Genomic DNA, 14,937 nt, shown 5'->3' with positions numbered 1-14,937 from the left:
CGATGATCTTGGCACCGGAGGACTATGCGCAGTGGCTGGAGGGCACACCGGATGAGGCATTCGACTTAATCAAGCCGTATCCTGCCGATCGCATGGTTATCCACCAGAGCGGCGAAGGACTGAAGTCTGATCGCAGTGGGCTGGGGGATGTTGGGTGAGAGATGTCGTTTCTGCTGTCGAACGCATGAGCGCAGAAACCGGACGTTCGCTGCAATCTGCAACAAGGTCAGCTATGCGGACTTTGCTGCCGAACGACGATTTGTCTCGATTGTCGGCTTCCCGACTCGAAGCCGCCGCTCGAAACCGCCAAACACCTGCATTGCAGTATATTCAGCCGCGGCCGGCGATACTGTCTTGGTATCGGTTGAGGTCCGACACAAGAGATTGGCCTGACGGGACATCCATCCGGTCGCAGAACTCGGCCCAGACGGTTGCATAAGGCAGGTCTTTGATCTCCTCGGTCACAACCAGACGAGATGTGTAGTCGAGGTTGTTTTCCGCTGACTTCAACCCATCCCACGGGGCCAGTAGCGCGCGCAAAAGTGCTTTTTGCATGTTGCGCGTTCCGATGACCCAAGCTGCGGTCCGGCTGATCGTTGCGTCAAAGAAATCAAGCCCGATATGGGTGCGCCCCAGGAGGTCTGCGCTCACCAGCTCTTGCGCCATCTGCAGGATTGCATCGTCCAACAGGATCACATGGTCGCTGTCCCAACGCATGGGGCGGCTGACGTGGAGGAGGATTTCGTCAACCGATAAGGCCACTGAGCTGAGTTTGTCGGCGACGTTTTCGGTCGGGTGGAAATGCCCCATGTCGAGGCACAGCAAGGTGCCTTTGCGGATCGCATAGCCCATGTAGAATTCGTGGCTGCCGACAGTGCAGGCCTCCACGCCGATGCCGAACAGTTTGCTTTCGACAGCATCAAGCATTTGCGCCTTATCCTGCGGCGCGGCCATCATCGCGTTGAGCGAGGATTCCAAACGCTGGCGCGGGGCCATGCGATCGACGGGCGTGTCTTTATAACCATCTGGCACCCAGATATTGTTGACACATGGGGTGCCAAGCGCGGCGCCCATCTGGGCCGCGATATCACGTGACCGTTTACCATGTTCGATCCAGAAATCGCGAATACCCTGATCCGGGTGGCTGAGGGTCAGGTAGTCATCTGCCTTTTCGTGGGCGAAGAACGTCGGGTTGAAATCAAGGCCAAGGCCCTGATCCTTGGCCCAATCGACCCAAGGTGCAAAGTGGCTGAATTCGATCTCGTCGCGGTCAGGGGTCTGGTCGGTGTCAAGGTAAAAAGCATGCAGGTTCAACCGGTGCTTGCCGGGGATCATCGAGTAGGAGAACTCAAGATCAGCGCGCAACTCGTCCGGTGTGCGGGCGCGGCCGGGGTGGTTACCCGTGGCTTGAATGCCCCCGCCAGAGCTGCCGGTTTTGGCCTCGAACCCAACGACGTCATCGCCCTGCCAGCAGTGCATGGAAATCGGGATGCCAGCCAACCGGCTCAGGGCCGCTTCCGTGTCCACGCCCCAGTCGGCAAAGGCGGCTTTTGCGCTCTCATAGCTCATGTTTTGTCCTCCCTTGGACGCCTTAGCGCGTGAACGCTTCTTTGTTGCCCGCATCGACGTTGATGATGTTACCTGTCGATTTGGCCGACAGATCGGATGCGAGGAAATAGGCAGCCTCTGCGATATCTTCGGGCAGCACGGAGCGCTTCAGCATGGAGCGATCGCGATACATCTCTTCCAATCCGTCCTTGTCGGTGCCGTAGGTGCCCGCACGCTGGTCGAGCCATTCGCCCTGCCAGATTTTGGACCCCTTCAGCACGGCATCAGGGTTTACGACATTCACCCGCACCCCCATCGGCGCACCCTCAAGAGCCAGACAGCGGGCAAGGTGGATCTCAGACGCTTTGGCGGTGCAATAGGCCGATGCATTGGGCGAGGCCGCAAGACCGTTCTTGGACGCCACAAACACAACCGCGCCGCCCATGTCTTGGACCTTGAACAGCTTGAAGGCCTCGCGGCTGACAAGGAAATAGCCGGTGGACAAGATCGACATGTTCTTGTTCCACAGATCGAGGCTGGTGTCCTCAATTGGGGCAGAACTCGCGATGCCTGCGTTGGAGACGAGAATATCGACACCACCAAACTCTGCCGCGATATCACTGTAGGCGGATGCGACGGCAGCTTCATCGGTGACGTTCATGTTTACGGTGCGCAAAACGTCAGCGGAGTATTTGGTGCTAAGGCCCTCAAAGGTTTCGGCAAGGGCAGCGTCATCGATATCGGCCAACATCACACAGGCGCCTTCGCGCAAGTATCGTTCAGCCGTGGCCGACCCGATCCCGCCAGCCCCACCAGTGACCAAAGCCACGCGGCCCGCCATGGATTTCGGCGCGGGCATGCGCTGCAACTTGGCCTCCTCAAGCAGCCAGTATTCGATGTCAAATGCCTCTTGTTCGGGCAGGCCTTGGTATTCAGAAACGGCGTCCGCGCCGCGCATCACGTTGATGGCGTTGACGTAGAATTCACCGGAAATGCGGGCTGTTGCTTTATCTTTGGCGAAGGTGATCATGCCGACGCCGGGGATCAGATAGACAACCGCGTTGGGGTCACGAATGGCAGGGCTGTCATCGCGTTTACAGCGGTCATAATAGGCCTGATAGCCGACACGATATTCGGCGATGGCTTTGTCGAGGCCAGCAATCGTGGCGTCTACGTCCGGCTTCGCAGGGTCGAAATCGACCACGAGCGGACAGATTTTGGTGCGCAAGAAGTGGTCAGGGCACGACGTGCCGAGTGCGGCCAGACGCTCCATATCCTTGGCGTTGACGAATTCCAGCACGGCCTCGCTGTCGGTGAAATGGCCGACCATGTGCTGCTGGCCGGACACATATCCGCGAATGGCTGGCATCAGGCGTGCGGCGGTGGCGCGGCGGTCCTCGGCGCTCAGGCTGGTGTGAACCGCCCCGCCGAACGCATCCTTGCCGGCGGTTTCCGTGGCGAACCAGTCCATCGCCGTTTGGATAACATCCAGCGTCAGCTCATAGCAGTCTTTCGCGTCATCTGCCCAAGTGAACAACCCGTGGCTTTCAAGAACGACGCCCTTGGCATCCGGGTTCTTTTCGCAAAAATCCGACAGCCAGAGGCCCAATTCATAGCCGGGTTTCTTCCACGGCAACCAGCCAATGCTGTCGCCGAAAATCTGTTGCGTCAGGGCCTTGCTGTCCTTGGCTGCAGCAATCGCGATGATCGCATCCGGGTGCATGTGATCGACGTGCTTGGCAGGCACATAGGCATGAAGTGGCGTGTCGATCGACGCGGCGCGCGGGTTAAGGTTGAACGTGCAATGGGGGAGGTAGGCGACCATCTCGTCCTCGAAGTCGACCCCCCGATAAAGCCCGCGCAGCGCGTCCAGCTTGTCCATGTAGAGCGTTGAGAACCCGTCCATCTTGATCGAGCCAACGTCCCCGCCCGATCCTTTGACCCACAGCACTTCTGTAGCATTTCCGGTCAACGGATCGTCTTGCATCACTTTGGCCGAAGTGTTGCCGCCGCCGTAGTTCGTGATTCTCTTGTCCGACCCAAGCAGGTTGGAGCGATACAGCAACTTCTCCGGCTCGCTCATCTTGCTGGCGCGGGCGTCATCCCATTTGTTTTCAAGACGTTGGCTAATTTTGGAAGAGGTCATGTGAGTCTCCGTGGACGACGGGTTAAGACAAATTATTCGAAATCAACGTGACGTTAGATTGTAGGCAAGTCAATCATTTTCAATCACAAGCAATCATGCTGCGGCGCAGAATGACTGAATGTGACAAATAATGATTGACAAACTGTCGCGATTCGCCTCACGTTCAGTGCAATCAAAGGGACATCCCATGCACGAAAACGACCGCCACAGAGTCATCCTATCCGCCGTTCAAGACCGGTCGCTCGTGACCGTTATTGACCTGTGTGCATTGACTGGCGCCTCGGAGGCGACGGTGCGCCGAGACATCAATACGTTGGACGAACACAAGAAGTTGCGCCGCGTCCGTGGCGGTGCCGAGGCCCTGACGACGACGCCGTTCGTCGGCCTTGCGGGTCGTCCGTTTTCCGTCAACGAGACGATGAACACCGCCGAAAAGCAGGCCATTGCTGCAGCTGCAGTAGACCTTTGCGCGGACGGTGAGCCAATCATCATCAACGGCGGCACGACAACATTCCAGATGGTTCACCCGCTGGCCTCGCGTCGGATGCAGGTTTTCACCAACTCCTTCCCGATCGCCGAACATCTGCTGAAGAACACCCAGAACACGGTGATGCTGTCCGGCGGGATCATCTACCGCGAACAAAACATCATCCTGTCGCCCTTCGACAATGACGTGACCCGCAATTTCTATGCCAAACGCATGTTCATGGGTGCGCAAGGCATCGGCCCACTGGGCCTGATGGAGGGCGATCCATTGCTGATCCAGGCCGAACAAAAGCTGATCGGCCAAGCCGAGGAACTGATCGTTCTGGTGGACAGCTCCAAATTTGAAAATCGCTCCAGCCTTGTGCTGTGCCCGCTTGAGCGGATCGACACAATCATCACCGACGACCAGATCGATGACCGCACGGCGGCCATGCTGGAATCGGCGGATGTAACACTGATCGTGGTGCCGTCAGGCACTGCGCAGAAAGAGGGGGTGGCGTCTCTGCCAGCCTGACCGCAACCACTCCAGGGAGGAAACCATGAGTGTACTGAAGAAACTGGCAGCATCTGCTGCAATGGCTGCCGCGATGATCGCCACGCCAGCATTCGCGCAAGACGACGTTCGTATCGCCATTGTCGTCAAGGCGCTTGGCATCGGGTTCTTTGAGGCCGCTGCAGAAGGTGCAGAAGAAGCCGCAGAAGAACTTGGCAATGTGGAGATCATCTATACCGGCCCAACCGACACGACGGCTGAAGGCCAAATCGAAGTCATCAACGCACTGATCGCCCAGCAGGTTGACGCAATTGCGATTTCCGCAAACGACACCGACGCATTGGTTCCCGCCCTGCAGCGCGCCATGCAGCGTGGCATCACGGTTATCAGCTGGGATTCCGGCGTGGCCCCCGAAGGGCGCCAATTGCACCTGAACCCGTCCTCTAACCCGCTGATCGGTAACATGATTATCAAGCTGGCGGCCGATCACCTGCCAGACGGCGGCGAAGTGGCCCTGCTTTCGGCCACCACCACCTCCACAAACCAGAACATCTGGATCGAAGAGATGATGGCCGTTATGGGCGACTATCCTGGCATCGACGTGGTTGCGACTGTGTATGGCGACGACCTCGCCGACAAATCCTACCGTGAAGCCACAGGCTTGATGCAGTCCTACCCCGATCTTGATGCGATCATCGCGCCGACATCTGTTGGTATCGTGGCCGCCGCACAGGCCGTCGTGGATGCCGACAAAGTCGGTCAGGTGAACGTCACAGGTCTTGGCCTTCCGTCCGAAATGGCCGGTGCCATCGAATCCGGTGCGTCTCAGTCCTTCGCGATCTGGAACCCCATTGATCTGGGCTACTCCGCAACGATGCTGGCCTATGAACTGAGCCAGAACGGTGCCGAAGCAGCACCCGGTGCGGAAATCCCAATGGGCCGCATGGGCACGCTGACGCTGGATGAAAACAACGAAGGCGCCATGGCCGATCCGTTTGTTTACGACGCCAGCAACATCGACGATTTCAAGTCGATCTTCTAAAACGTCCCTCCGCTTCGGTCCGGCGTATCACCTGCGCCGGGCCAATTTACCCCCCCCCATCCTGAGAGAGTATCGGCATGTCGACTCGCCCCGCGCCCGCCATATCGCCTGACGTGTCCCCGATGGTCTCGATGGACATGATCACCAAAACATTTCCCGGCGTGAAAGCGCTGGATCAGGTCAAGCTGGACCTTTACGCTGGCCAAGTGACCGCCCTTGTCGGTGAGAACGGCGCTGGTAAATCCACGACCGTGAAGATCCTGACAGGCATCTACCAACCCAACGGTGGCACGATCCGGATCGACGGTGACCCGATTGCCTTTGCGTCCCCGAATGATGCGGCAAAAGCCGGCATCACGGCCATCCACCAAGAGACTGTGCTGTTTGATGAGCTGTCCGTGGCCGAAAATATCTTCATCGGGCATGCGCCCCGCACGCGGTTCGGCCTGATTGATACCGCGCAAATGCACCGCAACGCGGCCAAGCTTCTGGCTGACATCGGCGCGCCCTTCAGTTCCCACACCCAATTGCGCGATCTCGGCATTGCCAACAAACACCTCGTGGCGATTGCCCGCGCCTTGTCCGTTGATGCCCGTGTGGTCATCATGGACGAACCCACCGCGGCCCTGTCCCACAAAGAAATCGAAGAGCTGTATGAGCTGGTCGAAACCCTGAAATCACAGGGCAAGGCGATCCTGTTTATCAGCCACAAGTTTGACGAAATCTTCCGCATCGCTGACCGCTACACCGTGTTTCGCGATGGTGCCTTTGTTGGCGATGGCAAGATCGATGATATCTCCGAAGGCGATCTTGTGACGATGATGGTCGGACGATCCGTCGATCAGATTTTTCCGCAAAGCGACCATGCCATTGGCGACGAGGTCCTGAAAGTCGTGGGATATGAACACCCGACCGAATTTGCCGACATCAATTTCACCCTCAACAAGGGCGAAATCCTTGGCTTCTACGGCCTCGTTGGCGCCGGTCGGTCCGAGCTCATGCAAGCCCTGTTCGGGATCACCAAACCCTCCAAAGGCGTGTGTCGGGTCAATGGCGACATCAAGGTAATCCGCTCGCCCGCCGATGCGGTCTCCAACGGGATCGTCTATGTCCCCGAGGATCGCGGCAAGCAGGGCGCGATTATCGGCCTGCCGATTTTCCAGAATATCACCCTGCCGTCTTTGGGCAAGACATCCAAAAGCGGGTTCCTGAAGCTCGCCGAAGAATTCAAACTGGCGCGAGAGTATTCACAACGGCTGGACCTTCGCGCGGCGGCACTTGATCAAGACGTGGGCAATCTGTCGGGCGGCAACCAGCAAAAGGTTGTCATCGCCAAATGGCTGGCGACCCAGCCGCAGGTGATTATTCTGGATGAACCCACCAAGGGCATCGATATCGGATCCAAGGCGGCGGTGCATGAATTCATGTCCGAACTGGCCGCGCAGGGGTTGTCTGTCATCATGGTCAGCTCTGAAATTCCTGAAATAATCGGCATGTCGGACCGCGTGATCGTTATGCGGGACGGTCGTATTGCCGCGGAATTGTCAAAAGACGAATTAACCCCCGAGACCCTCGTGCGCCACGCAGCGGGCATAACAACTGACGGAGCGGCAGCATGACCCGTTTTATACCCGTGCGCGAAACAATTTTGGCAGGTGCCATTCTGGTGCTCCTGCTTTTGATTGCGTCCCGCTTCGCAGGCTTCGTTGCGCCGTCTAATCTGGCCAATGTGTTCAATGACACGGCCCCGCTGATTATCCTCGCGCTTGGGCAGATGGTCGTGATCCTGACCCGCTGTATTGATCTGTCGGTCGCCGCGAACCTTGCGCTTACGGGTATGGCGGTCGCGATGATCAACGTCACAATGCCGGGTCTGCCGATCCCCGTGATCATCGCGATTGCGATCCTGCTGGGCGCGATCATGGGTGCGATCAACGGCGTTCTGGTCTGGAAACTGGCGATCCCGCCGATTGTCGTGACCCTTGGCACCATGACCATCTTTCGCGGCATTATCTTTCTGATTTCTGACGGCAAATGGGTGAATTCCCACGAGATGTCGCCCGCCTTCACCGCGTTCCCCCGCATGGAGCTGCTTGGGCTGCCGGTGTTGTCATGGACCGCGATCATCACGATTGCCCTGTTCGGAATCATGATGGCGCGCACGCAGTTCGGGCGGTCCATTTTCGCCGTGGGCGGCAACCCCCACGCCGCTGTCTACACGGGCATCAATGTGGGCAAGACACAATTCTGGGCTTTTGTGGTCTCGGGTGCGTTGGCGGGTCTGACGGGATACCTTTGGGTGTCGCGCTTTGCTGTCGCTTACGTGGATATCGCCGGTGGTTTCGAACTCGAAGTCGTCGCGGCCTGTGTCATCGGTGGCATCTCCATCGCGGGGGGGGTCGGTTCTGTCGGCGGTGCGGTGCTCGGTGCGATCTTCCTTGGGGTCGTCAAGAACGCGCTTCCGGTCGTGAACATCTCGCCCTTCTGGCAGCTCGCCATTTCCGGCAGCGCGATCCTGATCGCCGTGGCCTTCAACGCCCGTGCGGGCCGCACCAAAGGCCGCATTATCCTTAAATCGGCGGAGGCCACACAATGACCGACGCAACCCAAACCCGCCCCGCTCCAGATCGCCACGTCCCCGACCGCCTCAACAGCCGCGCCGCACGCATCTTCAAAAGCTGGGAAGCCCTGCTGCTGGCCGTCGCCATCGCGATCTTCGTGATCAACAGCTTCGCCTCGCCCTATTTCCTGAGCGCCTGGAACCTCAGCGACGCGACCTTCAACTTCACCGAAAAGGCGATGATTGCTTTCGCAATGGCGCTGCTGATCATCTCGGGTGAAATCGACCTCTCCGTCGCCTCCATCATCGCGCTTGCCAGCACGGCGATGGGGCTGGCGCTGCAATACGGTGCAGGCACCCCCGAACTGGTGATCATTGGCCTGACAGTCGGCTTGCTGTGCGGGGCGTTCAACGGGTTCTTCGTCACGGTGCTCGGTCTGCCCTCCATCGTGGTGACCATCGGCACCATGAGCCTGTTTCGCGGCATCAGCTTCATCATCCTTGGGGATGACGCATTCCGCGGCTATCCCGCCAGCTTTTCGTGGTTCGGGCAGGGCTATATCTACTGGGTCTTCACCGTTGAGATGCTGTTGTTCGTCATCATCGCCGTCATCTACGGCATCCTGCTGCACAAAACCAACTTCGGCCGCGCCGTCTATGCCATCGGCAACAACCCCACGGGCGCATTGTTCAGTGGTATCCGCGTGGCCCGCGTCAAGTTCATCCTGTTCCTGCTGACCGGTCTGATGTCGGGCATCGCGGCCGTCTGTTTGACCTCCCGCCTTGGCTCAACGCGGCCCAGTATCGCGACGGGGATGGAACTTGAGGTGGTGACGATGGTCGTCCTCGGTGGCGTCAACATCCTTGGCGGGTCCGGCACGATCCCCGGTGTCGTGATCGCAGCCTTCGTCATGGGGCTCGTGACCTTCGGCCTTGGCCTGTTGAACGTGCCCGGCATCGTCATGTCGATCTTCATCGGCCTGCTTCTTATCGGGGTGATTGCCCTGCCGCGCCTTTGGGCGATGGCTGCCGAGCGGCGCAAACCATGAGCGAGCGTTACGTCTTTCGCATGCGGCTGAACGTTGGGATGGCCCAAGAATACAAACGTCGCCACGATGCCATCTGGCCCGAATTGGTCGACTTGCTGCACGACGCTGGCGTCAGCGACTATTCGATCCATCTGGAAGAGGAAACGGGCCATCTGATTGGCGTCCTGACCCGCACAACAGATCACGGCATGGACGCCATGCCAAACCATCCCGTGATGCAAAAATGGTGGTCCTATATGGGGGACATTATGGAAACGAACGCGGACAACTCGCCCGTCGCCGTGCCCCTCACGCCGCTGTTTCATATGCCATGACCACACCGCGCCACATCGCTGTCATCGACATCGGCAAGACCAACGCAAAACTCGCGCTGGTCAATTTAGCGGACCTGACAGAAATGGCCGTGGTCACGCGCCCGAACATTGTGCAATCTGGCCCCCCCTATCCGCATTATGATGTAGAAGGGCACTGGGCATTCCTTCTGGATGCTCTGGCGCAGTTCCACCGCGATCACCGCGTTGACGCCATTTCCGTAACCACCCACGGCGCTTGTGCCGCGTTACTCGGGTCTACAGGAGCGCTGGCCACCCCCATTCTGGACTACGAACACACCTATCCCGCTGACAGTGTGGCGGCCTACGATGCGATCAAACCCGATTTCGCTCAAACCGGATCGCCAAAACTTGCAGGTGGCCTGAACATCGGCGCGCAGCTGCATTGGCTTTTTGCCAGTGATTCTACGCTTAAGGATCGCACCGCCCAAGTCGTGACTTACCCGCAATATTGGGGGCATCGCCTGACGGGCGTAACCGCAACCGATGTGACATCCATCGGCTGCCACACGGACCTTTGGAATCCCAATGAGGGGGCGTTTTCCGATCTACCGGCAAAGCTCGGCATTCGTGACAAAATCGCACCCGTGCGCCGACCCAGCGACATCTTGGGGCCGATTTTGTCAGAAATTGCAAAAGCCACTGGCCTTGCGCCTGAAACCCCCGTTTGCGTCGGCATCCACGACTCCAACGCCTCGCTCTATCCGCATGTCGTGTCGCAGGACGGGCCTGTCTCAGTCGTCTCCACCGGGACCTGGGTTATTGTCATGTCGATGAAAACGGACGGCCCTCCAACGCTTGATCCTGCTCGCGATACCCTCGTCAACGTCAACGCGCGCGAACAGGCTGTCGCCAGTGCGCGCTTCATGGGGGGACGTGAATTCGAAGTGATCCAACAGGGCGGGCGGGTCGAACCAACGAAGCAAGACGTGTCGGCGGTGCTGGACAGACATTGCGTGTTATTGCCATCAGTCGAACCCGGGTCTGGCCCGTTCCAGGGCCGACAGATGCACTGGCACGGCGATGAACCAGATGTTGGTTCGGGCCAACGCTCGGCCGTGCTCTCGTTCTATCTGGCCTTGATGACAGGCACCTGTCTGAACCTTGTTGGCGGTGCCGGCCCCACGATCGTGGAAGGCCCCTTTGCCAGAAATCCCGAATACCTCGCTATGCTGCTTGCCGTCACAGATCGCCCGGTCCTGACAAACGCAGCCGTCACGGGAACAAGCATCGGCGCGGCCATGTTGTTCGGCGATGGTGCATTTCCACCTGAGCTTGAGAAATTTGAAACCGCTTTGCCCTTGGACGCGCTAAGGGCTTATGGCGATCTGTGGTTTGAGTTGGCCAGCGCGGGGTATCCGCCCGACTGACTGCGTGACAGTGCGAAGTTGGATGCACGTTAATCTGTCCGCAGCAGCCAACGACAGCCGCCCCACCGAAGCAGCCATTTGGGCGCTACGCAGCATCCGACACATTGGGCTCGTTCCAGACCTTCGCCGCGCGTTGTCTGAAAGTCTGCTAAGGTCCGGCAGCAATGTAGACCTGACGCCATGTCGCCGTCAGAACGAGGCAAAATGCGTGTCTTCATCGGCCACGGGCCGCCCGTTGAAGTCCGCATCGTCCGGGATCCGGCCGAAGGCGATTTTGGCGCCAACGTAACCGCCCGGGATTTCGGTTTGCGGTCCGATGGAGAGGGCCTGGGGGCCCAGCTTGGCACGCAAGCCGTCCATCATATCGCTGATTTGTTCCCACCTTTTCTGGTCCGCAGTATGGCACGGGCCACCGGACTCGCTGGGCGACTCCGCAAACAGATCTGACATCACCTCGTTTTTGCCGATTAGGCCGTGGATCATCACGCTGACTGACCGCGGCTGAAACGGCATCCTGCACTCTGCCTCTGAAAGACCACCGGCAAGGGCGACCAAGAACGTATGGTCATCACGGGCGGGCAGAAACGATGTCTCCCAGTCCCAGCGCTGACCGGCGGAACGTTGGGCTGACGCCGTCCTTGCGCCCCCTCTAAAGCTCAGCGTCAGTCGCGTTGCACGCACGTCGGCCCGACGCACCCGGCGACCAGCGCTTTCCGTCAGCATCCGCGCGCAGATCTTGACTTTCTCCGGATTGCGCCAGTCCTGCGGCAGGATGCGACTATGCCCGAACATGCTCTTCTGTGTCGGAGGACGCTCCGAATGATACCCATGCAGCCCGCTCCAGAATCTCTCGCCTTCGACGCTACCCCAGATCGCGCGCGCCTGTTTCGGTGCCAATGCCCAAAGACCGTCAAAGTCGCGCACATGTGCTGCGTCCAGCCGGGCGCGCATGCCTTTGGAGATACCGGGCAGATCTCCAAGGTCAACGCATGAGAGGGCTTGCGGCAAGTCGCACGCCTGGATCAGCTTAAAACCATCCGGCTTGTGCATCTCCGCCGCGATCTTGGCCAGCAATTCCGTCGGTGCCATTCCGATCGAGCAGGTGAGGACATCGCTGAAGGCGACCGCCAACGCAGACTTTAACCGGCGCGCAAGCCTTTCGCCGTTATCGCCTTCAGATGGCAGTAGATTGCAGACGACCTCGTCAATCGACCTGACATGGGCCACGTGCACGACACTTTCGATCACAGAAAGGATGCGCTTGTGCAGGCGCACGTAGACATCATGCCGTGCCACGACAAAGATCATGTCGGGAATTATCTCGCGGGCCTTGGCGATGGTCGCGCCTGATTTGACACCACACGACTTGGCTTCACGGCTGACCGCGACGCAGGCGGTATAAGGCGAATCCAGCGGGACCACACCGACCGGTCGTCCGCGTAGATCAGGATTGAAATGCTGTTCTGCCGAGGCAAAGAAGCTGTCGAAATCGAGATAGAGGCGCTCGACGCCACGCGCCCGTCCGCGAAAATGTTGCATGCGAGCCCTCTCTCATCAGCGCGTGTTTCGATGTCCTCTGGCCGCGCGGTCAACGCTTGACAGCTGGCTTGCCCATCGCAGATACACGAGAACAATACAGGAACATAACTGGAGTCGCGGATGCCTGTCCATCCCGTAGGAGCCCCCGTAACTGCGGCGGGTCATCACATTTCTTTGGTCGCCGTGCCGGTCAGCGCGGGCTTTCCGTCCCCGGCCGGGGACGATCTCGAGGACGAGATTGACCCCATTGCCTGGGTCGTGCGCCATCCCGGTTCGACGTTCTGGTGGCGCGTGGAAGGCGACTGTCTGTGGGACGTCGGGATTCGTGATGGCGACATCATCGCCGTTGATCGTGCAGGTAAACGGCGCCTTGGCCGGGCCGTTCTGGCGGTTGTTGATGGTGCCGTGACGGCCAAGATCCTACGCAAGCGTGATGACAAATACTTCCTTGCTCCTGCCAATAGCCGCGAGGCTTTCCCGGATATTGAACTGACCGAAGACAGCGAGATCTGGGGCGTTATCGCCGGTGTCGTGCGGCGGTATGATTTGGCGTGACGCGGCCCATCGCGATCAGCGACAGCGCGAACTTCTATGTCAGTGCCGAGCGTATCTTTGACCCCACCCTGAAGAACGTCCCGGTGATCGTTCTGTCGAACAACGATGGCTGTGCGATCGCCCGCAGCGACGAGGCCAAGGCGCTTGGCATCAAGATGGGTCAGCCGCTGCACCTGATCCGCGACAAGGTGGAGGCGCACGGGATCCGCGTGTTCTCATCGAACTACACGCTTTACGGGGACATCAGCCGCCGGGTGGTCGAAGTCTACGAGGATTACACGCCAAACGTCGAGATCTACTCCATCGACGAGTGCTTTCTGGACTTCAGCGGGTTCCGGGACCGGACCGCGCATGCGCGCGCGCTGCGCCGCGATGTGCTGCGGCGAGTGGGCGTCCCGGTCCGGATCGGCATTGCACCGACGAAAACGCTGGCAAAGTGCGCCAATGACATTGCGAAGAAAAACCCGATCTTCGCCGGTGTGTTGGACATGATGGACCCGACCCTGCCGGATTGGCTTTTGCCGATGGTGCCGGTCGGTGACATTTGGGGCATCGGTCGCAAGACGGAAGCCAAGCTGCGCGGCATCGGAATTAACACCGCAGCGGACCTGAGGGACATGCCGTTACGCCAAGCCCGCGCGCTTGGGACCGTCGTGCTGGAGCGGACGGTTCTCGAACTGCAAGGCGAGGCCTGCATCGCGTTCGACGAGGTCGAGCCGCAGCGCAAGGGCATGGCCGTCATCAGGTCAGCTGGCACGCCGATGACCGATTTTGACACTCTGTTCCAGGCGATCACCGCCCACGCGACGCGCGCTGCCGAAAAGCTACGTCAGCACGGTCTGGTCGCGGGCACGCTTACGGTGTTCTATCATACCAACCGGCACCGGCCCGACCGTCCACAGTATGCCGGATCGCGTTCGACGCGGCTGAAGCCGATGTCGTCTGATACCATCGAGCTCGTGGCCGCAGCGAAGCGCTGCGCGTTAGCGGCCTGACCAAGGATCGACAGCCAGACGTTCGGATTTACGAAGGCCGGGGTCATGCTTGATGATTTGCTGCCGCTGGAGGACCGGCCGCGCACATTATTCGACAGCATCAAACCAACGTCACCTGCGCTGATGTCGGCGCTTGATGATGTAAACGGAAGGTTTGGAAAAAAGACGATGGTCCTCGCCAGCGAGGGGATGGCGCGGTCATGGCAGCTGCGCGCAGATCATCGCAGTCCGCGCTATACGACACGCCTCACGGATCTGCCGGTGGTGCGGTGACAAGCTACGGCACAGCGGCCATAGATCTATTGCCAGGTATCAGCTTTGAAAACGCAGCATGATGGCAACGCTGGCCCATGCACAGAAACCTGTGAGGACGGCACCCCAGATCGTATCGGTGATGACCATCTGCCAAGACCACGCTTTCATGATCGACATCGAAGTGAACTCGTAAGTGCCATAGGCCATCGCCCCGATGATCGCACCGTGCAGCGCCGCACGTCCGGGTGCGGCATCGCGCAAGGCCGGTAGAGATACAAGAAAGATGAGGCCGGCCACATAAGCCAAATAGAACAAGCCGGCAGGTGCGAGCATCGGGCTGTCCCGCATGGCGTCACCCAAATCACGCGAAAAGATCGGCTTCATCACGACGCTGAGCACGACAGCATCGATGGCGAGGAACATGGCGGCGGTAATGGCGTATAACATCATGCTGGGGTCCTCGCTTCATCACTGACCTGCTCCCCTAAAAAGTCCGCGATTTGGGGTTAGTCTGTTCCTTGTAAAGGAGACGGACGATGAAGCGATCAAGGTTCACGGAAGAACAGA

At 59.2% G+C, this 14,937-nt stretch carries 14 protein-coding genes; 10 read left to right on the top strand and 4 right to left on the bottom strand.

Going from position 1 to position 14,937, the window contains the following annotated elements; all coding sequences use genetic code 11:
• Positions 1-330 precede the first annotated feature (330 nt).
• On the bottom strand, positions 331-1,569 hold the full coding sequence (locus tag BMX27_RS16485; protein ID WP_090161615.1) for an L-rhamnose isomerase: 1,239 nt from the start codon (positions 1,567-1,569) through the stop codon (positions 331-333).
• Between the two features lie 22 nt (positions 1,570-1,591).
• Positions 1,592-3,694 (bottom strand): bifunctional rhamnulose-1-phosphate aldolase/short-chain dehydrogenase, encoded by a 2,103-nt coding sequence (locus BMX27_RS16480; protein ID WP_090161612.1) that lies wholly within the window; start codon positions 3,692-3,694, stop codon positions 1,592-1,594.
• Positions 3,695-3,881: 187 nt separating this feature from the next.
• Between BMX27_RS16480 and BMX27_RS16475 the strand changes: the two genes are divergently transcribed.
• The 7 genes from BMX27_RS16475 (at position 3,882) to BMX27_RS16445 (ending at position 11,026) form a co-directional block, all read left to right on the top strand.
• Positions 3,882-4,694 (top strand): DeoR/GlpR family DNA-binding transcription regulator, encoded by an 813-nt coding sequence (locus BMX27_RS16475; protein ID WP_090161609.1) that lies wholly within the window; start codon positions 3,882-3,884, stop codon positions 4,692-4,694.
• Positions 4,695-4,719: 25 nt separating this feature from the next.
• On the top strand, positions 4,720-5,715 hold the full coding sequence (rhaS, locus tag BMX27_RS16470; RefSeq protein ID WP_090161607.1) for a rhamnose ABC transporter substrate-binding protein: 996 nt from the start codon (positions 4,720-4,722) through the stop codon (positions 5,713-5,715).
• Positions 5,716-5,792: 77 nt separating this feature from the next.
• A complete protein-coding gene (locus tag BMX27_RS16465) occupies positions 5,793-7,334 on the top strand; it encodes a sugar ABC transporter ATP-binding protein (RefSeq protein ID WP_090161604.1) in 1,542 nt (513 codons plus the stop codon).
• Positions 7,331-8,311, top strand: a complete 981-nt coding sequence (locus BMX27_RS16460) for an ABC transporter permease (RefSeq protein ID WP_090161602.1) — start codon at positions 7,331-7,333, stop codon at positions 8,309-8,311. The genes BMX27_RS16465 and BMX27_RS16460 overlap by 4 nt, the downstream gene beginning before the upstream one ends.
• A complete protein-coding gene (locus BMX27_RS16455) occupies positions 8,308-9,324 on the top strand; it encodes an ABC transporter permease (protein ID WP_090161599.1) in 1,017 nt (338 codons plus the stop codon). Before BMX27_RS16460 ends, BMX27_RS16455 begins: the two co-directional genes overlap by 4 nt.
• The gene (locus BMX27_RS16450; protein WP_090161596.1) at positions 9,321-9,638 is read left to right on the top strand and encodes an L-rhamnose mutarotase; all 318 of its coding nucleotides are present in this window, start codon (positions 9,321-9,323) and stop codon (positions 9,636-9,638) included. The genes BMX27_RS16455 and BMX27_RS16450 overlap by 4 nt, the downstream gene beginning before the upstream one ends.
• A complete protein-coding gene (locus BMX27_RS16445; protein ID WP_090161592.1) occupies positions 9,635-11,026 on the top strand; it encodes an FGGY-family carbohydrate kinase in 1,392 nt (463 codons plus the stop codon). Before BMX27_RS16450 ends, BMX27_RS16445 begins: the two co-directional genes overlap by 4 nt.
• A gap of 189 nt (positions 11,027-11,215) precedes the next feature.
• Here BMX27_RS16445 and BMX27_RS16440 read toward each other — a convergent pair whose 3' ends face one another.
• Complete coding sequence (locus tag BMX27_RS16440) at positions 11,216-12,565, bottom strand: Y-family DNA polymerase (RefSeq protein WP_090161589.1); 1,350 nt, start codon at positions 12,563-12,565, stop codon at positions 11,216-11,218.
• A gap of 120 nt (positions 12,566-12,685) precedes the next feature.
• On the opposite strand from BMX27_RS16440, the gene BMX27_RS16435 reads away from it, so the two are divergent.
• Genes BMX27_RS16435 through BMX27_RS17090 form a run of 3 tightly spaced genes read left to right on the top strand, consistent with a single transcriptional unit; the run spans position 12,686 to position 14,388 of the window.
• Positions 12,686-13,120 (top strand): LexA family protein, encoded by a 435-nt coding sequence (locus tag BMX27_RS16435; RefSeq protein ID WP_090161585.1) that lies wholly within the window; start codon positions 12,686-12,688, stop codon positions 13,118-13,120.
• Positions 13,117-14,115, top strand: a complete 999-nt coding sequence (locus tag BMX27_RS16430) for a Y-family DNA polymerase (RefSeq protein ID WP_256212608.1) — start codon at positions 13,117-13,119, stop codon at positions 14,113-14,115. Before BMX27_RS16435 ends, BMX27_RS16430 begins: the two co-directional genes overlap by 4 nt.
• A 45-nt stretch (positions 14,116-14,160) precedes the next feature.
• Positions 14,161-14,388 carry a DUF4113 domain-containing protein gene (locus BMX27_RS17090; RefSeq protein ID WP_256212607.1) on the top strand — a complete coding sequence of 76 codons (228 nt, stop codon included), beginning with the start codon at positions 14,161-14,163 and terminating at the stop codon, positions 14,386-14,388.
• Positions 14,389-14,427: 39 nt separating this feature from the next.
• Here BMX27_RS17090 and BMX27_RS16425 read toward each other — a convergent pair whose 3' ends face one another.
• Positions 14,428-14,820 carry a DUF2177 family protein gene (locus BMX27_RS16425; protein ID WP_090161582.1) on the bottom strand — a complete coding sequence of 131 codons (393 nt, stop codon included), beginning with the start codon at positions 14,818-14,820 and terminating at the stop codon, positions 14,428-14,430.
• Positions 14,821-14,937 lie beyond the last annotated feature (117 nt).

Source organism: Loktanella sp. DSM 29012 (genome assembly GCF_900110705.1).
Lineage (GTDB): Bacteria > Pseudomonadota > Alphaproteobacteria > Rhodobacterales > Rhodobacteraceae > Loktanella > Loktanella gaetbuli.
This window is presented reverse-complemented; position numbering and strand designations above follow the sequence as displayed.